The organism is Psychrobacter sp. P11G3, assembly GCF_001435845.1.
Classification (GTDB): Bacteria; Pseudomonadota; Gammaproteobacteria; order Pseudomonadales; family Moraxellaceae; genus Psychrobacter.
Map to the genome: position 1 here is coordinate 2,619,417 of NZ_CM003596.1, position 24,686 is coordinate 2,644,102.

Annotated in this window: 21 protein-coding genes; 5 read left to right on the top strand and 16 right to left on the bottom strand. The window is 42.3% G+C overall.

Annotated elements, in window-relative coordinates; genetic code table 11:
* Nucleotides 1–11: 11 nt before the first annotated feature.
* From AK824_RS10550 to ffh, 3 genes are all read right to left on the bottom strand, one after another.
* On the bottom strand, nt 12–854 hold the full coding sequence (locus AK824_RS10550; RefSeq protein ID WP_057761366.1) for an undecaprenyl-diphosphate phosphatase: 843 nt from the start codon (nt 852–854) through the stop codon (nt 12–14).
* 142 nt (nt 855–996) lie between these two features.
* Nucleotides 997–1,698 (bottom strand): tRNA (adenosine(37)-N6)-threonylcarbamoyltransferase complex dimerization subunit type 1 TsaB, encoded by a 702-nt coding sequence (tsaB, locus tag AK824_RS10555; protein ID WP_057761367.1) that lies wholly within the window; start codon nt 1,696–1,698, stop codon nt 997–999.
* Nucleotides 1,699–1,968: 270 nt separating this feature from the next.
* The gene (ffh, locus tag AK824_RS10560; RefSeq protein WP_057761369.1) at nt 1,969–3,513 is read right to left on the bottom strand and encodes a signal recognition particle protein; all 1,545 of its coding nucleotides are present in this window, start codon (nt 3,511–3,513) and stop codon (nt 1,969–1,971) included.
* Between the two features lie 452 nt (nt 3,514–3,965).
* On the opposite strand from ffh, the gene AK824_RS10565 reads away from it, so the two are divergent.
* On the top strand, nt 3,966–4,730 hold the full coding sequence (locus AK824_RS10565) for a cytochrome C assembly family protein (RefSeq protein ID WP_057762605.1): 765 nt from the start codon (nt 3,966–3,968) through the stop codon (nt 4,728–4,730).
* 84 nt (nt 4,731–4,814) lie between these two features.
* On the opposite strand, the gene purU is transcribed toward AK824_RS10565, so the two are convergent.
* Together purU and AK824_RS10575 are read right to left on the bottom strand one after the other, a co-directional pair.
* Nucleotides 4,815–5,735, bottom strand: a complete 921-nt coding sequence (gene purU, locus AK824_RS10570; protein WP_082624635.1) for a formyltetrahydrofolate deformylase — start codon at nt 5,733–5,735, stop codon at nt 4,815–4,817.
* A gap of 211 nt (nt 5,736–5,946) precedes the next feature.
* Nucleotides 5,947–11,613 (bottom strand): hypothetical protein, encoded by a 5,667-nt coding sequence (locus AK824_RS10575; RefSeq protein ID WP_057761370.1) that lies wholly within the window; start codon nt 11,611–11,613, stop codon nt 5,947–5,949.
* A 484-nt stretch (nt 11,614–12,097) separates the two neighbouring features.
* Between AK824_RS10575 and rpmB the strand changes: the two genes are divergently transcribed.
* Nucleotides 12,098–12,334 carry a 50S ribosomal protein L28 gene (gene rpmB / locus AK824_RS10580; RefSeq protein ID WP_057761372.1) on the top strand — a complete coding sequence of 79 codons (237 nt, stop codon included), beginning with the start codon at nt 12,098–12,100 and terminating at the stop codon, nt 12,332–12,334.
* 128 nt (nt 12,335–12,462) lie between these two features.
* Nucleotides 12,463–12,618 carry a 50S ribosomal protein L33 gene (gene rpmG / locus AK824_RS10585; protein ID WP_010201403.1) on the top strand — a complete coding sequence of 52 codons (156 nt, stop codon included), beginning with the start codon at nt 12,463–12,465 and terminating at the stop codon, nt 12,616–12,618.
* 141 nt (nt 12,619–12,759) lie between these two features.
* Here rpmG and AK824_RS10590 read toward each other — a convergent pair whose 3' ends face one another.
* From AK824_RS10590 to ispH, 11 genes are all read right to left on the bottom strand, one after another.
* Nucleotides 12,760–13,071, bottom strand: a complete 312-nt coding sequence (locus tag AK824_RS10590; protein ID WP_057761374.1) for a hypothetical protein — start codon at nt 13,069–13,071, stop codon at nt 12,760–12,762.
* 221 nt (nt 13,072–13,292) lie between these two features.
* Complete coding sequence (locus AK824_RS10595; protein ID WP_057761376.1) at nt 13,293–13,604, bottom strand: hypothetical protein; 312 nt, start codon at nt 13,602–13,604, stop codon at nt 13,293–13,295.
* Between the two features lie 124 nt (nt 13,605–13,728).
* Nucleotides 13,729–14,127, bottom strand: coding sequence for a hypothetical protein (locus AK824_RS10600; protein ID WP_057761378.1), 399 nt, complete (start codon nt 14,125–14,127; stop codon nt 13,729–13,731).
* A 211-nt stretch (nt 14,128–14,338) separates the two neighbouring features.
* Nucleotides 14,339–15,028 (bottom strand): ribulose-phosphate 3-epimerase, encoded by a 690-nt coding sequence (rpe, locus tag AK824_RS10605; RefSeq protein ID WP_057761380.1) that lies wholly within the window; start codon nt 15,026–15,028, stop codon nt 14,339–14,341.
* Nucleotides 15,029–15,142: 114 nt separating this feature from the next.
* Entirely contained in the window at nt 15,143–15,355 is a 213-nt protein-coding gene (locus AK824_RS13755) for a TIGR03643 family protein (RefSeq protein ID WP_057762609.1), read from the bottom strand.
* Nucleotides 15,356–15,653: 298 nt separating this feature from the next.
* Nucleotides 15,654–16,544, bottom strand: coding sequence for an S-formylglutathione hydrolase (gene fghA, locus AK824_RS10615; RefSeq protein ID WP_057761382.1), 891 nt, complete (start codon nt 16,542–16,544; stop codon nt 15,654–15,656).
* Nucleotides 16,545–16,664: 120 nt separating this feature from the next.
* Nucleotides 16,665–18,146: a C13 family peptidase gene (locus tag AK824_RS10620; protein WP_057761385.1), complete on the bottom strand. Its 1,482-nt coding sequence runs from the start codon at nt 18,144–18,146 to the stop codon at nt 16,665–16,667.
* A gap of 320 nt (nt 18,147–18,466) precedes the next feature.
* Nucleotides 18,467–20,428: a molecular chaperone HtpG gene (gene htpG / locus AK824_RS10625; protein ID WP_057761386.1), complete on the bottom strand. Its 1,962-nt coding sequence runs from the start codon at nt 20,426–20,428 to the stop codon at nt 18,467–18,469.
* 535 nt (nt 20,429–20,963) lie between these two features.
* Nucleotides 20,964–21,779: a thioesterase family protein gene (locus AK824_RS10630; RefSeq protein ID WP_057761388.1), complete on the bottom strand. Its 816-nt coding sequence runs from the start codon at nt 21,777–21,779 to the stop codon at nt 20,964–20,966.
* A gap of 54 nt (nt 21,780–21,833) precedes the next feature.
* Complete coding sequence (locus AK824_RS10635; RefSeq protein WP_057761390.1) at nt 21,834–22,082, bottom strand: hypothetical protein; 249 nt, start codon at nt 22,080–22,082, stop codon at nt 21,834–21,836.
* 59 nt (nt 22,083–22,141) lie between these two features.
* Complete coding sequence (ispH, locus tag AK824_RS10640) at nt 22,142–23,098, bottom strand: 4-hydroxy-3-methylbut-2-enyl diphosphate reductase (protein ID WP_057761392.1); 957 nt, start codon at nt 23,096–23,098, stop codon at nt 22,142–22,144.
* 372 nt (nt 23,099–23,470) lie between these two features.
* On the opposite strand from ispH, the gene gmk reads away from it, so the two are divergent.
* Nucleotides 23,471–24,097, top strand: coding sequence for a guanylate kinase (gene gmk / locus AK824_RS10645; protein ID WP_057761394.1), 627 nt, complete (start codon nt 23,471–23,473; stop codon nt 24,095–24,097).
* Between the two features lie 164 nt (nt 24,098–24,261).
* Nucleotides 24,262–24,522, top strand: coding sequence for a DNA-directed RNA polymerase subunit omega (gene rpoZ, locus AK824_RS10650; RefSeq protein ID WP_057761396.1), 261 nt, complete (start codon nt 24,262–24,264; stop codon nt 24,520–24,522).
* The last annotated feature ends 164 nt before the right edge of the window (nt 24,523–24,686 follow it).

Consider the following 24,686-nt stretch of genomic DNA (forward strand, 5'->3'; position numbering starts at 1 on the left):
ATAACGCAAATCTAGCCAGCCATTTGATAACCAAAGCCCCAAGCGGCGACCAGCACGATAACACCCGTGATAATGCGCAGCCAAGCAAAAATAGTAAAGTCGCGGCGACTTACCCATGCCACAAGTAAGCGGATACAGAGTAGCGCTATTACAAATGACACGATGGTTCCGATACCTAGCACCAGCCAGTCTTCACTGCTCTTCAGTACGTCACCATGTTTGAGTAAATCCAACAGTGCCGCGCCTACAATGACAGGAATACCCAAAAAGAAAGAAAACTCAGCAGAAGCCTTACGTGAGACACCTAACCACAGCGCACCAATAATAGTGGCACCTGAGCGTGACGTCCCGGGTATAAGAGCTAAACATTGAAACAGACCAATCATCAACGCAGTTTTTATGCTGACATCTTCTGCCTCTTCTGCAATGACCGTTTTAGGACGCTTTTCCACATAGAATATCAGTAGACCGCCGATGATGAGCATAATGGCAACGACGATAGGATTAAACAAATAAGCTTTGATTTCATCGGCAAAGGTAAAACCAACAATCATCACAGGGATAGTAGAGACAATCAGACTCAGCCCCAGCTGTCTAGGATTGGTCATGCCCTCTGCTTTGCCAGTCAACAAACCCATCAGTGCTTGCCACAATCTACCCCAATAGTCATAAATCACTGCCAAAATAGCGCCAAGCTGTACCACCACGACAAATAAATCAACCTTTTCTTTAGTCCAGAAACCCATCACATCCGCTGATAAAATCAAATATCCCGTACTAGAGATGGGTAAAAATTCAGTGATACCTTCAACGATACCCATGATGACAGCTTGAACGAATAAAACTATATCCACAGTGACTTTCCTAGAAACAGACTGGCCTGAAAAAACTGGCCTAAAAACAGACCGATTGGCTGTCCTATATTAACGTTGATTTTATATGGGTATACGCTTGCTAAACACTAAAAAGCTGGCTGCAAAAAGCATATTTATCAAGCTATGCTTTGCCTTGCTCTTTAAGTGTTTTCCAAGCTTGATTACGTAGATATTTTGGCAATGCCTGCGACGCTTCTGTACCACCATCGTTTGCAAACTGAGCAATACCAAGCTGCCCAATGACAACAGCATCTGGCCAAACATCTTCATGGTAGTCTTGCTGATCATATCGTGCCAATAGCGGCGCGCCATTACCCACAATAGGTAGGCTAAGTGCGGTTTGGCAATCATAATCAAATAGCTGCTCAGTGCTATCGCTACCATCAGCCAATACTGGCTGCATAATGCTATGACCTAATTGGTCGTCAGTTACCAACTCATACTGTCCAAAGTAGACTTGCTGCATACGAGCATCAAGGGCGCTGTATAGGTGTGTCAGCCCGTATTTCTGATACGCGCATTGTGCGATTGCTTGCAGGCTTGAGACGCCAACACAAGGCAAATCATGCGCTACAGACAGAGCCTGTACCACTGCCGTATTGATGCGAATACCACTAAACGCACCCGGCCCGCGATTGAATATTAAAGCCTGTATATCAGCAAGACGTAACTGCGCCTCAGACAATGCAGCATCAATCATCGGTAAAATCTGTTGAGTCTGCTGACGCTTACCTGTTTCGGTATGGCTCGATAGTACCTGTCCACTCGAATCTAAAATCGCGATCGAACACTGATCGAACACGGTATCCATTGCTAAAAACATCACAACCTCGGCTTTTACTTTTGGCGTTCTAAATTGATTTGTCAGATTTTACTAATTTTTCATAACGATCTATCATTCATGCACTATAAGAATACTGACAGAATAGAGCAGCGCATATCATAGCATTTAGGGTACACGAATTTTATTAATTTCTATATTTTTCACACTTTATCCATCAGTATTTATCTGTAACTGATAACGATAAAAAGCCCCAAAGCTTCATTGGCTTCGGGGCTTTGATCAAACATCTTAAAAATAACTAATTGTTATTTAAAAGCGGGTTTTGAACTTCTTTGGCGCTTGGTTTTGCATTTCTTGCATTTGCTTTTGCATCTCTTCAGTGCTTGGCATGTTATTTGGATCCAGTCCCATTTGCTTGGCCATTTGTTCTGGATTCACGTCCTTAGCGCCACCTTGCTGACCGCCGCCAAACAATGGACCGCCGCCACCGCCAGCACTACCGCCACCCATGAGGCCTTGCATAGACTTCATCATTTTACTGATGCCTTCAGGCTTTGAGATCATTTTCATCATTTTTGCCATCTGCTTGTGTTGCTTGAGCAAACGGTTAACATCTTGAATCTCACGGCCTGAACCTGCAGCGATTCGGCGCTTACGACTTGGGTTAATCTTGTCAGGATTTTTACGCTCAAACGGCGTCATTGAATTAATCAATGCTTCCATTTCACGTACTTTTTCTTCTGGTTTGGCGTCTTCGACGGCTTTTTGCATATCTGATCCGCCCATACCAGGCATCTTATCCAAGAAACCTGCCATGCCGCCCATGCTCTTCATCTGCTGGAACTGAGTCAATAGATCCTCAAGGTCGAAGTCACCGCCCTTTTGCATCTTTTTCGCCATTTTTTCGGCTTTATCACGGTCAATTTTCTGCTCAACCTCTTCGACCAGACTCAGTACATCACCCATACCTAGGATACGCTGCGCGATACGCTCAGGGTGGAACAGCTCTAGCTCGTCTAGTTTTTCACCGCGACCCAAGAACTTAATTGGCTTACCGGTGATAGCGCGTACAGAAAGCGCCGCACCGCCGCGAGCATCACCGTCAGTCTTAGTTAAGATAACACCCGTCAACGGCAACGCATCATTAAAGGCTTTTGCGGTATTGGCGGCATCTTGACCCGTCATGGCATCGACAACGAATAGCGTCTCAGATGGATTAACCGCAGCAGTTAGCGCCTTAATCTCATCCATCATGGTATCGTCGATATGTAGACGACCAGCGGTATCAATGATCAGAATATCTTGATATTGGATTTTGGCTTCTTCTATCGCACGCTTTGCGATATCAATTGGATTCTCATCTGTGCTTGAGTTCACAAACTTAGCATTCACTTGACCGGCTACTTGCTCCAGCTGTTTGATAGCTGCTGGGCGGTAGACGTCGGCAGAGACTAGCATGACTTTTTTCTTTTGACGCTCTTGTAGATATTTGGCCAACTTACCTGCTGTAGTCGTTTTACCTGCACCTTGTAGACCTGCTAGCAAATAGACAACCGGCGGTTTACCTGTCATCTCTAACTGTTGGTTGGCGCTGCCCATCATTTCGGTCAGCTCGTCGTGTACGATTTTTACAAACGCTTGACCTGGCGCTAACTCTTTTAGCACCTCAGCACCAAGCGCTTGTTCTTTTACGCGTTTTACAAAATCACGAGTGACAGGCAACGCCACATCAGCTTCTAACAACGCCATACGCACTTCACGTAACGTATCTTTGATATTGTCTTCGGTCAACTGCCCGGTACCGACGATGTTACGTAGGCTCGACGATAAGCGTTCTGTTAAGGTATCAAACATAAATAACTCTCAGTTAAAATGGTTTTCAATTAAATAATACGCAATTAAAATAACTCTAAATCAAACCATTAAAATGGTTCATAAATAATATTAGGATACGCTATAAGATATTAGGATATTGCATGACAAGGGACATGATAAAAGAATTATATTATCAATACTATAGCATTAACATGGCTCAAAACTTATAGTCGTTTCGCAAAGGACACAGCGCTTATAATTGTAGTCAACTTTTTATAGATGATATATTTTACTTTTTGCGCTATGCAGCACTGCTGATCATTTATAAGTTATAAGCAAGATGGTGCTCAATTGGCACCCATTTTATGATAAATTGGACGATTATTCTAATCATTCTGATAATACCACTTTAGCGACACATTGAGCGGCAGTTTATGCTCAGTATAAGATGAGGCTTTTTATCTGTGCACTTTGCATTCTTACTTGCTAGCATGGCTTATATCTTAGCCAGCATCCATATTGGTTGGGCGCTGGTTCAGGACAAACCTATCCACAAAAGCCTCAGTTTGGGCTTGTTGCTCATCGGTATGGCTGCACATGCGGTACTGCTATATCCATACGTTGTGACGCTGTATGGTTTAAATTTCAACTTGTTCAATATAATCAGTCTGACCAGTTTATTTTTCTTATTCTTTTATCTGTTGTTCTGTTTATATCGCCCTATTCTTAGCCTTGGTATTTTGGCTGCACCCACCGCCCTAATAGGTATGACTGTCGGCTATGTCGGCCGCGCCCCTTATCAACCGCTCACTAATGTCAGTATTGGGCTTGAAATTCATATCATATTATCATTGGCTGCCTATTGTGTGCTGCTGATGGCGGCGGTACAAGCGCTATTTCTACGTCTACAAATACGTGAGCTCAAGCATCATACCATTCACCGCTTTTGGGTCAATAAGCTACCCTCCTTGCAAAGTATGGAGAGTTTATTATTCGATATGCTGTTGGTAGGCTTTGTATTGCTCAGTATCGCACTGGGGATTGGGTTTATCTATGTACAAGACTTGATGGCACAGCATATCGTGCATAAGACTGTTTTTAGTCTACTGTCGTGGTTATTATTTGGTGTACTACTATTCGGTAACTGGCGTGCAGGCTGGCGAGGCAAACGTGCGGCCAATATCACTATTTATGCCTTTATCCTATTAGCCATTGGCTTTGTTGGTAGCAAGTTCGTCTTAGAAATGCTCCTATAAAATATCACATCATAAAAAGGCGGTCAGCAACAATAGTTACTGACCGCCTTTTTCTATTCTTAGCCGACTCACTACTCATTTTTCTTAGTTAAATACGACTGTCTTATTACCCGCTACAATCACACGGTTTTGCACATGCCAGTTTACAGCACGTGCTAATACGTTGCGTTCGATATCACGGCCGATAGCACGCAATTCTGTCACCCCTTGGCGATGCGTCACACGGTGTACATCCTGCTCGATGATAGGCCCTTGATCAAGCTCAGCTGTGACATAATGCGCAGTTGCGCCGATAAGCTTAACACCTTTATCATAAGCTTGACGATAAGGATCTGCACCCACAAACGCAGGCAAGAATGAATGATGAATATTGATAATCTGCATCGGCCAGCGTTTGACAAAATCTGATGACAAAATCTGCATGTAGCGCGCCAATACTAATAAGTCGTTACCTGCCATCAACTTATGAATCTGCTCTTCTGCATCGAACTTATTGTCTTTGGTCACTGGCACATGATGGAAAGTAATGCCAAAATTTTGTACTGCTTGCTTCAAATCAGGATGGTTACTGACCACGCAAGTAATCTCGCAATCGAGCAATCCACGCTGATGTCGCCATAATAAATCTAACAACGCATGATCAAACTTAGACACCAAAATACCGACTTTGGTCTTCGTTGCATTGTTATGTAGACGCCAGTCCATGTCGTGGCGCTTAGCAACCGTATGCGCAAAGCTGGCTTCAAAATTCTCGATAATATCGCTCAATCCTGCCAAAGCAAACTCTAAACGCATGAAATACTGCCCGCCTTCATGCGCCGTTGAATACTGATCAAGCGTAATGATATTAGCACCATAACGATGAATAAATTCAGAAACTGCCTGTACGATACCTGCCTGATCTTTGCATTTGATGAGCAGCGTGGCTGTATCAATAGCGCTAGGAATCTGTTTGCTCTGAGAAGCTATGGTCGATAATGAAACCGTTTTAGTGTTGTCTGACATAATTTGCCCAATATAAAAGATGATGACTTATCGCTGAAAAATCGCTGACAGCATAGTAAACCGGTTATTTTAATCTTTTTTGCAATACTTTGCTGAGCGAGTTGGTTGTTTTTGGTTATTTAAGGTGATTTGGTTATTTGAAAGGACAAACTAAAAACCCCCAACATAGGGTTGGGGGTTTTAAAATATTACTTTTCAGTATTTGGCAATGTTATTCGACTTTTATAGTTCTGGTAAAACCTGCTCCATTACTCACGACGCCTAACGTAGCACCTAATTCAAACGCTTGATTAAAGTCTAAAATATAACTGTTATAACCTTGCGATTGTGCATTTGGACTGACACCATTGATCGATACTGCATAGCTTTGCTGATACGGTGACAGTATCACTTTCGTAGTATCTTTTTCGGCATCGATATTAACACTCAAGCTATTCACACAAGTTGCATTACCTGGACCAAACGGGCTAGCATCTGCCACCCAAGGGCTGAATAAGGTATCATCAACGATATCCAAGTCACCATCCAAGTATGGTAACGAGTAGTTCAGGCTTTGGGTATTTTCACTACCATTTAAGAAAGTTGATGCATCGAACCTTACTTTGACCCAGTTTGAATAGCGGATAGGATAGCGAACTTGGAAATCAGCACGTCCTTCTGCGTCAGTGATAAAAGAATAGCCATCTTCAGCAAATGTCCCACCAATGATAGCAACTGGGTTAATGGTATCCAGTACACCATTGTTATTTACATCATCATCGTTATCTAAGATGTAGTTATATTCTGGGCTGTCTTCACTCGTAATCCAGTTAGATTGTAATAATACAATAGATTTTTCAGAGAACGTTTTAGGTTCCGGCGTATTGATATTGCCTTCTCCGTCTACCGTATTAGCCCCTTGATACGAAGTACTACTATCTAGTAGACACACGCGACCTTGTGCATACTCTACTGCGTAAGACTTGATAGATACCTCTTTGTTAGCCACGGCTTGTCCTGAGCCATCCATAACCGATATCGAGCCATTAACTGTGTAGTAGATGTCGTCAGAAGATATTTTATTAGCAAACGTCAATGTTGTATAAACAGCATCTTTTGACACGGTAATATTGGTAGACTTGCTGCCAATATTACTAGGGTCGTTTAGTAGTCGAGCATTGAGAGTCACACCATTAATCGGTGAGCTGGCGTTTGCCAAATACACTACACGTGCTTGACCTTTGCTATCAGTGATAGCAGTTGCCGCAGACAGTCTTCCTGCTGAAGAATCGGAGACACGGCTAAAGACGACTGTCTGCCCTTCGACTGGTACATCATTTTTATCTTTGACGGTTGCGACAAGCTCCGTACTGCTACCTGGTGTGATAACTGATCTTACCGCTTGGAACAGTACCTTAGCTGGCGTAGTAGCTCTAAAACGTGTGTCTACGGTTGTTTGATACTTAAGACTACCCGCAGTACCTGTAGCGAATATACCTAGTACTTTAGCCTCTAGTACTGCTGTACCTGCCAACTCAGACGTTAGCTTCACAGGAACTGTAATCGTATAGCCATTTGCAGCTATATCAGTAGCTCTGATTCTTCTTGTAAAGATGACATTATTGTTACCGCTGCCATTATTAAACTGCCCAATAGTCGTTTGCACTTCAATAGTCTCACCAACCAGACTTTGTGCTAATTCTGGACTATCAGCACGAATTTGGACATTGATAGTTTGCTGCTCATTAACATCGTAAACATCTTCAATATCGATGAAACTAATACCCGCTTGCGATACCTTAACCAAATCAATGCTACTGGTACTACGCTGCGTGGTCAGTTCTCGCTCACCCACTGCTCTCACGAAGACACGTAAGTTACCATTGCTATCAAAGCTCAAATCACTTTCGTTGACTGTAAAGCTAGCTTTACCTTCTGTATCTGTAGTCATACCACTTACAATGACTTTACCTTCACTATCAATGAGCTCTACGTTGGCATTAGCAATCGCAAGTCCCGTCCCATCAGTTAAAGTAGAAGATAGGGTGGTTGTACTGTTATCTTTTAGATTTTTTTCAGATGCTGTAAGGGTGAGTGTTGTACCAACTGCTGATAAGCTCAAAGACTTCTCTTCGCGCACTTGCATGCTGACATTACCATCTACGTCATATTGTGGCGTGACGATTTTGGCATTGATTACAACACTATGATTGAGGCGTGCATTGATACTGTTAGCTGCTAACAATACACCCACGTCAACCCGACCACTACTATCACTCATAACTGTACTAGATGTAGTTAACGCGGCACCGCTTGACTCTAAATTTTCGATACTTAACTGTATCGGCACACCAGTCAGAATACCACCCTGACTGTCTGTGACAATAAATGAAGCTTGAGTTTGGTCACCGCCCGTGGTCAGTGTTGGTTTATCAGAAGACGCTATTAACTGATAGCTATCGATCGTAGCGGTATCTACTGCAACGATATAGTTTTGTACCAATGAAGTATTTTCAGCAGTGGTCGTGGTCGCTGTTAATCGAATACCAGCCTCTAGCGTTGCTTGGTTAACGTTCGCCCCATCTTCAAGAGTTAGGTTAAAGGTAGCTACGCCATCACTGTTGGTAGTAGCAGTACCGTTCGAGATACTGACACCTGTTTTTATAGGATCATCAACGTTTAAAGTAACTTGACGATTGGCAATAGCACCGTCTGTATTTTCTAAACGAACAAACACTTTGAAGGTATCACCTTTGGTATTGACGACTTTATTTGCACCAATAGTAAGACTTTCAGTCGTACCATTTGGCACAGTAGTACGGACAGTACTCGTCTGCGTCACAATATTTCCGCTACTATCAGCTGCTGATAATGCCACCACAAAGCTTGTGCCTAACGCGGTCTTTTGAGCATCAGTTAAGCTGTTCGGTACTGCCAAAGTAAACACAGCCTTGCCTGAATCATCAGTAGTTTGATTACCACCTGACACTAAGGTAACCCCTTGACTTGCAATAGAGGCTGGTAGTGCAAGGAACACTTTTTGTCCAGCAACGATATTACCTTTACCGTCTCTTGCTGTTACCTCAACCTGTGTTTCGCCGCCATTCAAGTTTAAGGCATTTACTGGATTAGCAATTATAGAAATGGCCGATGTCATCGATTGGACTTTAATTTTGACTTGCTGTTGTTTGCTAGTTAATGTTTCTGTCAGAGTAGCTGTCAATACTTGTTTGCTGAGTGCTTCTTTTTGCTCATCACTTAAGTTGTTTGGAACTACAACGTTAAAGCTAACCAAACCATTAGTATCTGTACTAGCAGTGATATTTGATGACCCAAGCTGACCATTTACTATTAACAAGCTTGCTAGTTCAGGGTTATTAAATACAAGTTTCACTGTTTGATTGGCGACTTGCTCACCAGATGACTGATTATTTAACTGTGCTTGGATGGTAGCAGTACTACCCACATTGTTTAAGATATATCCTGCTTGATTATCGATATTATTGGTGGCATTCAAGATACTTAAACTAACGCTAGGCGTAGTGATTTTTACTTTCTGTATTTCTGACTTATAAGAAACATTGTTTTCAGCATAAGTTAGCTGATAGTTGATACCAGTGCTCTTTAAATCTGCTCGTTGCACCGATGTCAAACCTTCAGGTACATTAATAGCAAAAATCGCCTCACCATTAAAATCTGTAGTCGCTGTGGTTTGAGTGGCTGTGACACCGTACTCTAATGCTTTTGCACCTAGCTGGATAGTGACCGCTTTGTCTCTGACTGGCTGAGCACTACTCGCTTTAGTGGTTAATTTCACACCGATGTTGCCGCTGCCGCCCAATTCGCTAACTTCTGGAGTTGTGATAGAAGCAAACTGTATACTCGTTGCTGGCTGTTCAACTTTTACTGTCTGAATAATTTTGGATTGAGTACCATCTTCATCAGTCAATACTGCCGTGTAGGCAATACCTGCTTTTATTAGCTGATCACGCTGTGCTTGTGTTAGGTTTTGACTGATACGAACTGTAAACTCTGCCACACCACTGCTGTTTGTGGTTTGTTCGTTACCTTGAATAGTAATACCTGTAGCAAATCCTTCATTAATGACAAGCTTAACTGTACGACCGACTGCAGCGCTACCATCTTTACGCTTACCTAAGATTTGTAATTTGAACTCTTCATCTAAGATACTCGCAACTGCAGGTACACTTTGCGCAGTTAATGTAATATCGCTTTGTCCGATGTCGGAGCCGATACGAATACTTTCACTACTGGTAGTGCTTGGCACTCCAGACGCTTCTGTTATATTTGCAGACAATACAAAACTACCTACCTTCTCGATCTGTGCTTTTTGTGACACAGTCAAATTATTAGGCACTCGTACTGTATAGCTAACTTCACCTTTAGCATTAGTGGTTTGTTCTGAGTTATTTTCTAAGGTTAGTAGACCTGCAGCAGCCAGACTTGCTGGTAAACTTGCTATTACTTTTTGTCCTTCCACTACACCGCCGCGGCTATCATTAACGCGGAAACTAATGACTGCACTGCCACCTGAGCTTGATAGCTCTTTCTTATTGCTTTCATTAAAGTTTATTTTGTATTCCGCAGTTGGAACAATGACTACGCTAGAAGGACTCGCTGTTGACGTCGAACGGTTTGGTTCTGTGAGTAAAATAGTGTAGCTAATACCTTTTTCTGCAAGCTCTTGACGTTCAGTGGCGCTCAATGTTGGCGATATAGTTAATGCTACAGTCGCTTGACCATTAGCATCTAATGTCAACTGTTCACTCGCTAGGCTAACTCCTTTAGAGGCATTATCTAGCTTGATTGTTGCCTTTGCACCAGCAATCTGGGTAGACACACTCGTATTTTTAGGCGAAGCAGTGATAGTCAGCTGCTGTGTATCCCCATAAGCACTAAGCTGCGTTGAGTTTCCTGAAACTTTTAGATCGTAGTCTTGAACAGGTAATGCAACAGCTAGCTTGCCAGATACAAGCTTAGTAGCTCCACTGCTTTCTTTGATATTGATAGCATAAACGATACCTTGTAGCAGTTTATTACGTGTCGCTTCAGGCAAGTTACTATCGATCTTGAGATTAAAAGTAGCGACACCTGTCGAATCAGTTGTTTGACTAGCAGCGTCGACAGAGACACCGTCTGTCTGATCCAGACCGAGACCGACCTCGACATCAGGAACCAGTGCACCTTTTTCATTTTTCAGCTGTACACTTATAACTGCCGTATCGCCATAAGGGTTCAGTTTATTATTGGAGACAGAGCTTGTATCAAGACTTTGAGTAACGCTCAGTTTACTTTCAACAACTTGAGTTCCATCACCACTACCTTCTCTACTAACGGAGACTTTCAGCTCCTGCGGTGCAACAGCTGTCCCATCCGCTTTATTAGCAGTAGCCATTAAGGTAAAGCCGTTTGCGATTAACGCCTCTTTATCTGCGACTGCCTGTGGGTTAAGTTTTAGCGTGTATACTGCGTTACCATCACTATCAGTCACTTGAGTGCTCTGACCTTCGATAGTGATACCGTTGGTTTCGGAGCTCACTACCTTTAATGTCACTGCTTTGCCAACCATCGCACCACCTGAGCCTACTTCGGCAGCTTTGACTGTAACATTAAAGATAGCCTGCTCATCAGATAACTCGATGATAGTAGGTGATGTACTGAGTTTCTGTAAGAAAAAATCAGGTTCAACATCTGGTACTTGTTCACCGCCGTCACTACCATCCGTTCCAGGCTGCGTAACCCCCAAATCAGGTGCCGGTGCAACAGAGTCTACGGTGTCACCATCACCGCCTCCACCACAACCTGCTAATGCTAATGCGCAAGTCAAAGAAGTGAGCTGAAACAACTTAGAAGTAAGGGGTAGAGAGCTGTATGACATGTTTTGACTCCGCATGAGCAGTAATTTATCTGAGCAAATAAGCAAAAAATCATTACTCAGAATCAAAAGAGATTGGTAATGATACATAGGTTTACAGTAATACTGGTGTATTAACAGATTGTATTAAATATATAACAGCAACTTTACTGACTTTTTTTATAACTTACAACTAAAAATTAATCTTTACTATTAAACAATCAACAACATAGAGCGCTCATTTCAGGGTATAATAGCCCTCCTTTAATTCGACAGTTATTGTAAAAATATTTGAGTATTCATCTGTTTTATGGTATAAATGTCGGCTTTAAAATTTTCTGAATTGGTCAGCCTGTTATTTGCCTTTAGATAACAGCAAAACCAGCTCAACCTTCATATAGTTTTGTTTGGTGCAAAGCTGCCGCTTGCTGTGTCCATGCCGCAAAAACGTGCAACTTGCCCAGACTGGTATGAGAAAAACTCATACCTCATAGATTAGGAGTTCGCCATGTCTCGAGTTTGCCAAGTGACTGGAAAGCGCCCTATGGTGGGTAATAATGTTTCGCATGCAAACAACAAAACCCGTCGTCGCTTTCTACCAAACCTTCACAACCATCGTTTTTGGGTAGAGTCTGAAAACCGCTTTGTACGTCTACGTGTGTCTACCAAAGGTATGCGCATCATTGACAAACTTGGTATCGATAAAGTGTTAGCGGATCTACGCGCACAAGGTCAAAAAGTTTAAGTTAAAAATAGCAGCTGAGTGATGACTCTCATCATTGAGGCTGCTGTTTTGCTACATTAATTGTGGCAACTCACTCTTTGAGACACGTACCTATCGTTTGAAGACCCCTCATTTACAGGAAAGCTATCATGAGAGATAAAATTAAATTAGTATCAACAGCTGGTACTGGGTATTACTACACCACTACTAAAAACAAGCGCACTATGCCTGGCAAAATGGAAATCAAAAAGTTTGATCCAAAAGTACGCCAGCATGTGATCTTCAAAGAAGCTAAAATCAAATAATTTCCATTTTATAAGTGGTACTATTTGAACAAAAAAAAGGGTTTATCAATTGATAAACCCTTTTTTTATGGCTGTAGTTTAATATTACTAAGCTATATCTTCAGTCATTCGCTTTGACTGGTGCTCAAAGACAAACAAAGATTAGCTGTAATGTATTGGTTCTTTATCATATACATGCGCATGCCACTTGCTCATTTGCTTTTGCATAATGACCTGAATCGCAGCATGAATCATATGTTGACCAATCGCCTGAGTGTCACTACCAAGTAGTTCTTTTAGCTTGTCAGAAAAATCAATAGTCATCAACGGCGCTTCGTCTTGTTCAGCATCACGCAACAACAACCTACCATCATCTGCTTCCACCAGCTCTAACGTGGTTTCTTTGGCAAATCCTGCAAATTGATCGCTACTCTCGTTATCTACTTCTATATCATTATCGATATCGTATGGCATTAATGTGTTCCTTATTATCCCGTTTAGTACTGGTAGAGAAACTAGTCATTGCAAAGCAGTCATTTCTTAAAAATAAACTCATTCGGCAAATCTATCGTCTTACAGTAACGCGGGTAAATCTGTCTTACTCATACAATGGACGCTTTAACACTGGAATTCAAGGGCTGTCACATAAGTCTTCGCTATAAAAGCAAACTTGAATGCCATGTCATTTGTATATATTAGTGCCAATAACGTAACTTTCCTAATGTAAATAAGAAGGCCACAAACATTCCAAGGTAATAAACTAGCTTTAGCTCAAGGCTAGGATCACGATACTTAAATGGCAGTGCAACGGTGGCCGTCGCAGTGGGCAATATCAGCAGCATAAGCAGCCAGTTTTCAATGACATTTAGCCAACCTTGTAAGTCGGTTCCGTGACGTAGTGATGCCAACCCCATTAATAAACAAGCGATAATTAAGCTGGTAAATAAGCCATTTGGTAAGTCTTTAGGATAGATAATTTTAGCAATACTGGCTGGTACGATTCTCATATAAAATTCCAGTCATGCTTGTAGAACATGGCTTAATGATTAAAAATATAAAATATTACGATATTATATAGACGCGAATAAACGATATAGGCGCAGAAAAGCCTTATATTTACAGTGAAACAATTTAACTGTAAGTACCCATCAGCCATAGCATCGATATACAAGAGGTCAAATAGCCCAAACTAATCGCATTCCAACTCTCGATATGCAGGCCTTTGACTTTATTGAGTATGCGAGAACCCACCCAAAAAAATAGCGGAATACCTAACATAAACGCAGGCACAATGACCGCAGCATGGCGCAGCACTGTTCCGACATCATCACCCACCATCAGGCGAAAGCCATAACCTGCCAAACTAAGTACAAGTGCAAACATCGCTAAGCCAACGGTAATACCTCTAGGCACCAAGCTGCGCTGCGGTGTTTCACTTGCAAGTGATTGCTTAGCCTGCTGATTCAACGTCTCATGAGAACTTGTTTGCACAGAAGGTTCTGTTGAACTGCTAGAATTATTTGTGTCCATATTTCACCTTTACGCGACTGACCGTTATATATAGCTGACTCAATTTAAAAGAAATACAAGGCAACTGAGTGCAGATGTATATGCGATACTTCAAGCGAGGTTAACGCTGTCGCTCTTTTATATGGGATTAACTATATAGTCATAAGTTATACAGCACATTCTAATATTATTATTGTATGGCTAATAGCGTTTATTAACCATACAACACTCGCTAGCTGTTGTTGGCTAATAGCAACTCTGCGCGCATCTCATCGATAGCCGCTTTATAGTCTTCTTGATTGAAGATTGCAGAACCCGCGACAAACATATCAGCGCCTGCTTCAGCAATCGCACGTATATTACTAGCTTTGATACCGCCATCAACTTCCAATCGAATATCTCGGCCACTAGTAATAATACGCTGACGTACCTGACGAACTTTATCTAACGTACTATCGATAAACGACTGTCCACCGTAGCCCGGGTTCACACTCATTAATAAAATCTGATCTACTTTATCCATGACATAATCAAGATAATGCAGCGGCGTTGCTGGGTTCAATACCAAGCCACACTCTGCACCGCCATCTTTGATAAGTTGAAGTGAGCGATCGATATGAGCGCTAGCTTCAGGATGGAAGGTAATGATACTAGCACCCGCTTCCAAAAACTGCTCAATCATACTATCGACAGGTGAAACCATCAGATGCACATCAATTGGCGCTTCAACACCATAGTCACGCAACGCCTTACAAATCATGCTACCAAACGTCAAATTAGGTACGTAATGGTTGTCCATTACATCAAAATGAATCACATCGGCACCCGACTCTAGTACCTTCTCCACTTCTTCGCCCAACCGCGCGAAATCAGCTGAGAGTATCGACGGTGCAATAAGATAAGGTTTAGCAGGACTGTTCATAATTGAGCTACCTAATTCATGTTTATATAAGATATTGATAAATTACAAAGAAAATTTCAAGCGGCTCACCTATACTGCAAGCCCTTTATGTACTGATATTAAATACTTAATTATTTAACGCTGCTTATATTGTGTTTTGCAATAAGCACGGCCAACTTCGAAAGAGCGCTTTGCCTCATGCTTGGTAGCACGATTGCTCACTCTCTGACGCCATAAGCGAAAAGATGATGGCTTTAGCTCTTGGCGCATGAGTTTGATAACCCCAGTCTCATCGAGACCGTAGCTATGCTCTATAGCGCCAAATGGCGTTCTATCTTCCCACGCCATCTCTATCACGCGAGATATTTGCACATCATCAAGTACTCTATCGCCAGCGTCGTTGACGGTTTTTGCAATCAACTCGTCTGACTTAATTTGAGAAACTTCATCATTATAATCATTGCTACGTTGTTTGTTTTGTAGAGCAGCATCCATATCAGCCTGCATAGTCGCTTTTGTAGAGCTCGTATCTGCTGACTTATTCTTTGGCTTAGAAGCTGTCAAATCTTGATAACTTGCCATAAAAATTACCTGTTGAGCATGAATGGAATAGCGAAAAATGTATCACGGTCATCTGCAGGACATCTTAGCTCATTTGAGCCATATGCCAATGATGTTCGATATGATCATTAATCACTGTTTGGATAAAATAATAGCTGTGGTCATGCCCCGCTTGGTAGCGTAATGTTAAGGGCTGTTTGGCTTTTGCACAAGCATCTTGTAGTTTAGAAGTCTGTAGCTGACCTTCTGCTAAGAAATTGTCAGCTGCGCCTTGATCAACCAAAATGCTCGAATACTGCTGGCCAACCTTTTCAATCATCTGTGAGGCATCCGCTTGCGCCCATAGAGACTTATCATCACCGAAGTACTCTGTGTAGGCAGCTTGCCCCCATGCAGATTCACTAGCTGCGCATACTGGCGATAAAGCCGATACGCTGACAAACTTACTTGGGAACTTAAATCCTAACAACAGAGCACCATGACCACCCATTGAGTGCCCTGTGACACCGATGCTATGGATTGGGAACTCTGAACGTAGTAAGTCATATAACTCATCGACAATATAGCTTTGCATATTAAAATTGTCTGACCACGGCGCTTGAGTCGCGTCAACATAATAGCTAGCGCCTTGCCCGACAAAATAGCGATCGTCGTTTGGTACATCGCTGTCTTCACTACTTCTAGGTGAAGTATCAGGTGCGATAAGTATCATACCAAGCTCGCTGCATTTTTGCTGAAAATGCGCTTTATGAGTGACATTATCGGCATTACATGTCAAACCTGATAGATACAATATCGCAGGACAACGTCGTCCAGCCAAGGCTTCATCAGGTAGATAAATACTAAACGTCATAGAGGTTTTGGTAGATGTCGACTCGTGACTATAATAATGCTGCTCACCGTTAAAGCAACGATTCACACTTTTTTGGGTAAGCTGCTTATTGGTAGATAAACTATGACTATAAGAATTTTGCATGAGTGATATCCTTTTATTCAAAATAGAACCAATGACGATGTTTAATAAATGCTCATCATCTAATAGTAAATCTGATATTGGCATTCATTAAATGCCAAATCATACTTTATATTTATTTAGCTATTCAGCGGCTATCTCTACTTCGTCTACCGATATATTAGTAGCATTGTCAGGTAGAGTATTAACTGTTGTAGAAGTAGCATTATTTGTAATACTAGCAACGGATGGGTGCGCCTTATCAAACAATACTTGCTCAAATGCAGGCAATGCTGTCTCCATTAAGCTACCAATGACCATTTGCGGCTCCGATGGCTCAAAACCCATAGCGCTCTCACGCTCATTGACCCGTATACTGGCATCCTTAAAAGCTGACTCAAAACTGGTATTTCCTCGTAAACTTTCAGAAAAAAATGCTTGACCAAAATAGGTCATCTCAGCTGTGTTGGTGCAGCCAAATGATGCTTTGTCAGCGGCTGATGCAGTAATCACTACCGTGGTTGGCGATGCCAATTCGTCAATAAATGAACCTGAGTAGCAGGCAGACACCACAATCACACGCCAGCGGATACCAGATGCGTCTAGCGCGTCACGCAACCATGTAGCATCTAAATTATCCATCGCAAGCGGCGGATTTGCCAACTGGACGATATCTTGATTACCATGTGAAGACAACGTCAGGAACAACACATCTTCATCAGCATTCATCTGCTGACCGATTTTCTTTAAGCCGCGCAAAATGCTGGTCTTAGTAGCGATTGGTTCATCTAGCCAACTATAAGTATTATTAATCAGCGATAGTGAATGCCCGCTGGTACCAAAGCGCACGTCAAACAGCTCGCGCACCTTATTAATCTCAGAACGAAAGACGTTTTGATCAGAGAATCCTGCGACTCCCATAAAGTACCAGTCGGTTTTGCCATCGATACTCGGGTCTATACTATCCAATGCTTGCTGTAACAAACGTGGCTGCTGATACAATGCCGCCTCTTCTAGTACAGGCTCTATAGGTATTTGTTTAAAGATCGGCTGATCTGCGACATTACGCTGCCAGATAGTCAGCAACGCTACCGCACCGACCAATACAATGATTCGCTCCCACCATGGTATGCGCAGACGTCGGGAAAATATCCAAAGTAACGCTAGCGTTTGCCATAAGAACAATACTAAAAACAGTACTGGTAAGAACGAATAACTCCAATTTGGCAACCAACCATAGCTACCAAAAAACTGCACCAAGCTCTGTAATAGGGCTGACAATGTATCAGCGACCAACCACAGTACTACTGGTACAAATACCAATGCTTGGTTGCTCGCTCGCCGAGCCAAAATGATACCACCAAGCAAAATAATCATCGGCCAGATCAAATAACTGACCAATCCTTGCTCATTAAATATGCTGCCGCTTTCAGCAGCTAACCATGAAAATAAGACATTGCTACCAAGCGCCAATAGCGCAAATACGGCAAACTGTACAAAAGTGGGTTTAACCCAAGAAAAAGCCCGTGTTGAGCCCACTAGCATCCACAAGGTTGCAATAATATTGGCAGCGAAATTGAGCGAAAAACGCTGAAGCGAGACGGTTTTTAACGACGTAAGTGACAAAGACTTAGACCTCTAGCCAGTCGAGAAAAATAAAATGACTCAATGATAATTATCTTAATGTAACAGCCGCGCGGTGCAATCAGTTGACGATTTTTTGTACAGCATGCAGACATCGATTTATATTGAATTCACGATGGAGTGATTATAGAAGATGACTAGCACTGCCTAATATTCTAGCTCGCTAATCTATCGCGATTGTAACGGATTGTCGGTTAAGAGGATAAGGCTGATTTGTAAAATTCACTAAAATTTGGCCAAAAATTCAAATAAAAAAGGAGGCCTCTTATATAAAGCCTCCCTTTTTTGCTAATTACTAAACATTATCTCATCAATAGCTCATTGACGCGTTTTAGGTAAGCGGCTGGATCGTCTAGCTGACCGCCATCTGCTAACAATGCCTGATCAAAGATCACTTGTGCTAGATCATCGAATTGCTCACTACTCTCAAGCTTCTTAATGAGTGGATGATCAGGATTTACTTCTAGCGTTGGCTTACTTGCTGGTACATCCTGACCCATTTGCTGTAGCATCTGAATCATTTGTGGCGATAACTCACCTTCACCTACAACCAAACAAGCTGGACTATCGACTAAACGAGTAGACACTTTGACGTCTTTAGCACGCTCGCCCAACGCAGCCTTTAGCTTATCGACTACTGGCTTTAGCGTTTCTTGTGCTTTCTCTGCTTCCGCTTTTTCTGCTTCATCTTGCAAGTCGCCTAAATCTACTGCGCCTTTGGCGATGTTTTGCAGCGGTGTCTCATCGAATGAGGTCAAGAAGTTCATTGCCCATTCATCAACACGGCTAGTCATCAAGATAACTTCGATGCCTTTTTTCTTGAATAGCTCAAGTTGCGGGCTATTTTTCGCAGCGGCTAGGTTATCAGCTGTGAGGTAATAGATGGCTTTTTGACCCTCTTTCATACGACCTTTATAATCTTCAAAGCTTGTCACCAGACCGTCTTGCGTGCTGGTAGCATAACGCAATAGCTTAGCAATACGTTCTTGATTGCCTGCGTCTTCGCCTAGACCTTCTTTGATGACATCACCAAACTCTGCATAGAACTGGGCAAATTTCTCTTGCTTGTCACTGTCTTCGCTATTCGCAAGGCTTGCGAGTAAGGTTAAGATACGGCGAGCGTTACCATCACGAATAGATTTTACATCACGTGATTCTTGTAGTAGCTCACGGCTCACGTTCAATGGCAAGTCTGCTGAATCGATCACACCTTTCACGAAACGCAAATACATCGGTAGCAATTGCTCAGCTTCGTCCATGATAAAGACGCGCTTCACATAAAGCTTTAGACCATGCTGCTGCTCACGAGTGTATAGATCGACTGGCGCTTTTTTAGGGATATATAGTAGCTGCGTATACTGTACGCGACCCTCTACACGGTTATGCGTCCAAGTAAGCGGCGCATCCATGTCATAAGAAATATTCTTATAAAAATCAACATACTCATCATCTTCAATTTCAGAGCTTGAGCGCGTCCACAGTGCACTGGCTTTATTGATTGTTTCCCACTCATCAGTGAGTACCATCTCGCCACCAGCAGGCGTGTCGTCGTTTTCGTCTTCTTTTACATCTTCTTGCCAGATCTCTTTACGCATCTGAATCGGCAAACTGATATGGTCAGAGTATTTATTAACCAAGCGCTTGATTTTGCTGCGATCTAAGTAGTTATCTTCGCCCTCGCTATATTCTTCTTTTAGATGCAGAGTAATCGCCGTACCGCGCGTGTCTTTGGTAATAGGCTCAACAGTAAAGCTACCAGTACCATCTGATACCCAGCGCACGCCTTTATCCGCAGGCTCACCCGCTTTGCGTGATTCAACACTGATGGTATCAGCCACGATAAAACCTGAGTAAAAACCAACACCGAACTGACCAATCAATTGTCCGTCTTGTTTCTGTGATTCAGACAATTTGTCCAAAAATGCTTTGGTGCCTGATTTAGCAATCGTGCCTAAGTTTTCGATTGCATCGGCTTCGTTCATACCAATACCATTGTCGGTAAAGGTAATGGTTTTGGCGGCTTCGTCAACAGCGATGCGGATTTTTAATTCGCCATCATCTTCATAAAGGCTATCATCATTTGTGCCTTCAAAGCGCAACTTATCACAAGCATCCGACGCATTAGATACCAACTCCCGGACAAAAATATCAGCGTTAGAATATAGTGAATGCGTTACCAAATGCAGTAACTGCGCCACTTCCGCTTCAAACGTATGTTTTTTTAATTCTGGATTCAGACCTTCAGCTTGAGTTGCTTCACTCATAAAAACTCCTTTAAATTCTATGAAAGACCTATTATCAGATAACGATACACTCACTAAAGCCGTTCTCATAATGTTAGAGAACTTGCCGTATGTAATACCGTTAAACTGTCTATACTAATAGGGGCATTGAGAAAAAATTCAAGCTCAAAAGCTTTATTCCATAAAAAACACCGCGCTTGTTTACCAAGGCGGTGTTCTGGTATCAGTCATCTGCTTACTCGGTTATTTACTTGCTTCGTCATTTAATTGCTCGGTCGTTTTCTGACATAGCAATCAAAGCGCAAACGATAGCAACTATTCTGAATATGCTTCTATCAATATATCCCAGAGAGTCGTCAGCTTTTTTGAAAATTGAGTATGGGTTTTCATAGTAACCTCTATGTCGATTAACATCGGCCTGTTAGTAATATTATCTTTTTAGTAATATTGTCTTGTTAGCTACTATTAAAACCATTTCTCTATTATTTGTATAATTAATTGATTGCAACACATCGTTTTATTTTACAAAACTATGGCCTGACTGACTCTTAGTTTTTTAACGTGGCATCGGACGAATAGTAAGGATTTGCTCACTACGACCAAAAGGGCCGTATACATCGTGCAATACCGCACTGGTCAATCCGATACCATCATCGCCATATTGTTGTACAGCCTCGATACCCAGCCAGCGACCTTTTGGCGAGCGATGCATATGGATTTGCAAATCAGTATTGGGAAACATCCACTCTAACTTAGATAAACCAAGACCTAATCTTGGTACAACACCATTGGCAGTATCGACCATACCTAATAGATGCACCAAATCATCAGTCGGCTCGCCTTCAATCATGTCGAGATCATTGGTAATCCATACCATACCGCGACCAGCACGACGGTCTTCTGTCGCTACTAGACTTACGCTTTCAATAAAACCGCCCGGCCAGCCTTTCATACCTTCCCAAACTGGTAGTTCTTCAGGTTTATATTCTGCTGGTTGATCTTCAAGTCCGGCAATCTCGCTGGTATCTTGAGTAATCAGTCGCCATACTCTTGCAATGATAGCATCGCGCCCACGGCTACTCATGACCGCTTCGACCAGCTCAATAGTCTTGCCTGGTCGGATACAGCGAGTAGTGATAGTAAAATCGTCAAGCGGTATTAGCCCCAAGATATCGAGGCTCACACGTGCGATACGAGTATTAGGTTGCGGCGCGAAGCTGTTAATCTCGGCTGTTAATAGGCCTGTTGCTGGCGCCATGTGCTGCTCATGCTCATTCCAAGCACCTTGTGCATGCTTGGTTGGCTGATAATGCGCCACACTAACACCGTCTTCTTGTAATTCTCGTTTAATAAATTTGTAATAAGCAGTCATAGCTATCCTATATTTGGCACTTTCATCTGTATTTTTTATTTAGGCTTGTACTTTCTATTTATGGATAAGCTCTTGTTTTCTTAGCGTGAGAATACGGCGAGCCTTTTGTATGAAAAATAGCAAACAGATCATAACTACTGCGAGCATCGCGTAGAAAAAGCTTTTTTCTGCCATAAACTTCATGATATTCATAAACAATACGAAAACCACTGCTGCCATCACTAGCATATTGAGTTTTAGTTGCTTGTTGACTTCAGCGAGCGTGGCCTCTGCCAATACAAATCTGGCTTTTGGTTCTTTCATGCGACCTTATCCATATCAATGATTGTTCATACAAATATAAATACAAACACGAATATTAGTTACTTACCAACCTGAGTGACAGGAATCCGCAATGCTTTTGGCAGACTAAACGTCACATTTTCTTCAATACCAGATAGCTCACTAGGCAGATCACCACCCCAGTCTTGCAGCTGTTGCAATACTTCTTGGATCAACACTTCGGGCGCGGATGCACCAGCGGTCACGCCTATACTCTGCACACCATCTAACCAACGCTTGTCCATCTCACTGGCATTATCGATTAAATACGCACGGCAATTCATACGCTCAGCCAGCTCACGCAAGCGATTGGAGTTTGATGAGTTTGGCGAACCAACTACCAAGACTACTTCACAGCGACTGGCCAAATCTTTTACCGCATCTTGGCGGTTTTGAGTAGCATAGCAAATGTCATCTTTGCGAGGGCCTTGGATACTAGGAAATTTTTCACGCAGCGCATCGATGACGCGCGCAGTATCATCCATCGACAAGGTTGTCTGAGTCACAAATGCCAAGCGTTCAGCATCTTGTACAGTCAATGCGGCCACATCACCTTCATCTTCGACCAGATGAATCTGCCCACCATGGCGACGATTAAAGCGCCCCATAGTACCCTCGACTTCTGGGTGTCCTGCATGTCCAATTAACACTGCATCCATCCCATCTTGTGCAAACTTTGCTACTTCGATGTGTACTTTAGTTACTAACGGGCATGTTGCATCAAACACCGTCAAATCTCGGCGCTCAGCTTCATCTTCAACTGCTTTGGAGACCCCATGAGCGGAAAAAATAACGATAGAGCCGTCTGGCACTTCGTGAAGCTCTTCAACAAATACCGCACCACGATTGGCCAAGTCTGACACCACAAACTTATTATGCACAACTTCATGACGGACATAAATGGGCGGCTCGAAACGCGTCAATGCTTCATTAACAATCGCAATTGCACGGTCCACACCAGCACAAAATCCACGGGGATTGGCAAGATAAATTTGCATAAAAAGGCCTATCATTGGATAATTTATAGTTAAAACGTATTTTTGAATTTTTTATTCAAAAGTTAGGGCAAAATCAATGCTCTACTTTAGCATAATTTGCTTTTATCGCTCTCTAAAATTGCTGTCTACTCATAGCAATATTTTGTAGGCAAACCTCAGCATGCTTATGACATATTGCAAAACCAGCTTTAACTTGTATAAAAGCAGTTTATAATAATGCATCTATTATAATTTCTATCGCCATACATGATGGCGTTTTTTATTTTTTCCAGTCTTTGTTTTCGACTGAGGCACTGCTTAACTTTTATCAATACGCATTTATTACAATACATTTTACAAGTTACCAAGACACCTTCTATTAGGATAAATTGTATGACAGGTTCATTATTCATCGTTACTGCCGCTTCAGGTACTGGCAAGACCTCACTGGTTAAGCAATTGCTTGCGACCACCAATGACTTGACTGTCAGCGTCTCTCACACCACTCGCGCACCACGTCCAGGCGAGATTGATGGTCAGCACTATCATTTCACAGATACCGATAGTTTTACCAATGGTATCAATGCGGGTCTATTTCTAGAGCATGCTGAAGTATTTGGTAACTATTATGGCACGTCAGAGGAAAGTGTCCGTACCCAGCTAGCAGCGGGTATTGACGTTATTTTGGAGATTGACTGGCAAGGCGCGACGCAAATCAGAAATATCTTTCCCGATGCCATTATGGTTTTTATTCTACCACCTAGCATTGCGACATTACGTCAACGTCTCTCAACTCGCGCGCAGGATTCTGTAGAAGTTATAGAGCACCGTCTAGCTGGCGCGGTCACCGAAATGGCACAATATGTGAATGCTGACTATGTAGTGATCAATGATAATTTTGATGTCGCCTTAGCTGAGCTAAAAGCCATTATCGTGGCCGACAGGCAGACACTTAGTCGTCAGCAGCAGCGCTATCATCGCACGATTAGCAACTTGCTAAACACTCAGGTAGAAGAGTAAACTACGCACAAGCAGCTAATCTCGTAAGTAGATATAAAAAGCAACTACGCGACTTGGCAAAAAATGCTATAATATTTAGCTATCCCCCTTTATATTTTTGATATTATTTTTATTGAGTGGCGGGCAAGGTCCGTTACTAATAAAAACAACCGAGGTAGCTATTTATGGCACGAGTGACGATTGAAGATTGTTTGGATAATGTTGATAATCGCTTTGAGCTAATTTTGGTCGCAAGCAAACGCGCCCGTCAATTGGCCAAAGGTATTGCCGAGCCGTTGGTTGACGTTGATAACGACAAGCCTACAGTATTGGCACTACGTGAAATTGCCGCTGGCAAAATCACACGCGACATCCTAAATCAGCCAGAGCATAATTTTGCTACTAGCTCATTAGATTTAGCATTGTCAGGCGACCACAGCTTCTAATAAGCTGTTTTGATAAGATGTACTTTATAAAGCCAATCGTGTTTTTATAAAATAAATACACATCTTGTTCAACTATAGAGACCACAGCATAGGCTGTGGTTTTTTGGTTGTAATAATAATGTATTGGCTATTTTGGTCACCATTTATCCCCAAAATAGACCACT

What these genes read in the sequence shown, in the direction of transcription:
- ispH (WP_057761392.1), bottom strand. Translation starts at nt 23,098, where the DNA reads ATGCAAATTTATCTTGCCAATCCCCGTGGATTTTGTGCTGGTGTGGAC.
- AK824_RS13755 (WP_057762609.1), bottom strand. Translation starts at nt 15,355, where the DNA reads ATGGCGTGGGAAGATAGAACGCCATTTGGCGCTATAGAGCATAGCTAC.
- purU (WP_082624635.1), bottom strand. Translation starts at nt 5,735, where the DNA reads ATGTCAGACAACACTAAAACGGTTTCATTATCGACCATAGCTTCTCAG.
- rpoZ (WP_057761396.1), top strand. Translation starts at nt 24,262, where the DNA reads ATGGCACGAGTGACGATTGAAGATTGTTTGGATAATGTTGATAATCGC.
- AK824_RS10635 (WP_057761390.1), bottom strand. Translation starts at nt 22,082, where the DNA reads ATGAAAGAACCAAAAGCCAGATTTGTATTGGCAGAGGCCACGCTCGCT.
- AK824_RS10565 (WP_057762605.1), top strand. Translation starts at nt 3,966, where the DNA reads ATGGCTTATATCTTAGCCAGCATCCATATTGGTTGGGCGCTGGTTCAG.
- htpG (WP_057761386.1), bottom strand. Translation starts at nt 20,428, where the DNA reads ATGAGTGAAGCAACTCAAGCTGAAGGTCTGAATCCAGAATTAAAAAAA.
- AK824_RS10595 (WP_057761376.1), bottom strand. Translation starts at nt 13,604, where the DNA reads ATGAGAATCGTACCAGCCAGTATTGCTAAAATTATCTATCCTAAAGAC.
- AK824_RS10600 (WP_057761378.1), bottom strand. Translation starts at nt 14,127, where the DNA reads ATGGACACAAATAATTCTAGCAGTTCAACAGAACCTTCTGTGCAAACA.
- ffh (WP_057761369.1), bottom strand. Translation starts at nt 3,513, where the DNA reads ATGTTTGATACCTTAACAGAACGCTTATCGTCGAGCCTACGTAACATC.
- AK824_RS10590 (WP_057761374.1), bottom strand. Translation starts at nt 13,071, where the DNA reads ATGCCATACGATATCGATAATGATATAGAAGTAGATAACGAGAGTAGC.
- gmk (WP_057761394.1), top strand. Translation starts at nt 23,471, where the DNA reads ATGACAGGTTCATTATTCATCGTTACTGCCGCTTCAGGTACTGGCAAG.
- AK824_RS10630 (WP_057761388.1), bottom strand. Translation starts at nt 21,779, where the DNA reads ATGACTGCTTATTACAAATTTATTAAACGAGAATTACAAGAAGACGGT.
- fghA (WP_057761382.1), bottom strand. Translation starts at nt 16,544, where the DNA reads ATGCAAAATTCTTATAGTCATAGTTTATCTACCAATAAGCAGCTTACC.
- rpmG (WP_010201403.1), top strand. Translation starts at nt 12,463, where the DNA reads ATGAGAGATAAAATTAAATTAGTATCAACAGCTGGTACTGGGTATTAC.
- tsaB (WP_057761367.1), bottom strand. Translation starts at nt 1,698, where the DNA reads ATGTTTTTAGCAATGGATACCGTGTTCGATCAGTGTTCGATCGCGATT.
- rpmB (WP_057761372.1), top strand. Translation starts at nt 12,098, where the DNA reads ATGTCTCGAGTTTGCCAAGTGACTGGAAAGCGCCCTATGGTGGGTAAT.
- AK824_RS10575 (WP_057761370.1), bottom strand. Translation starts at nt 11,613, where the DNA reads ATGTCATACAGCTCTCTACCCCTTACTTCTAAGTTGTTTCAGCTCACT.
- rpe (WP_057761380.1), bottom strand. Translation starts at nt 15,028, where the DNA reads ATGAACAGTCCTGCTAAACCTTATCTTATTGCACCGTCGATACTCTCA.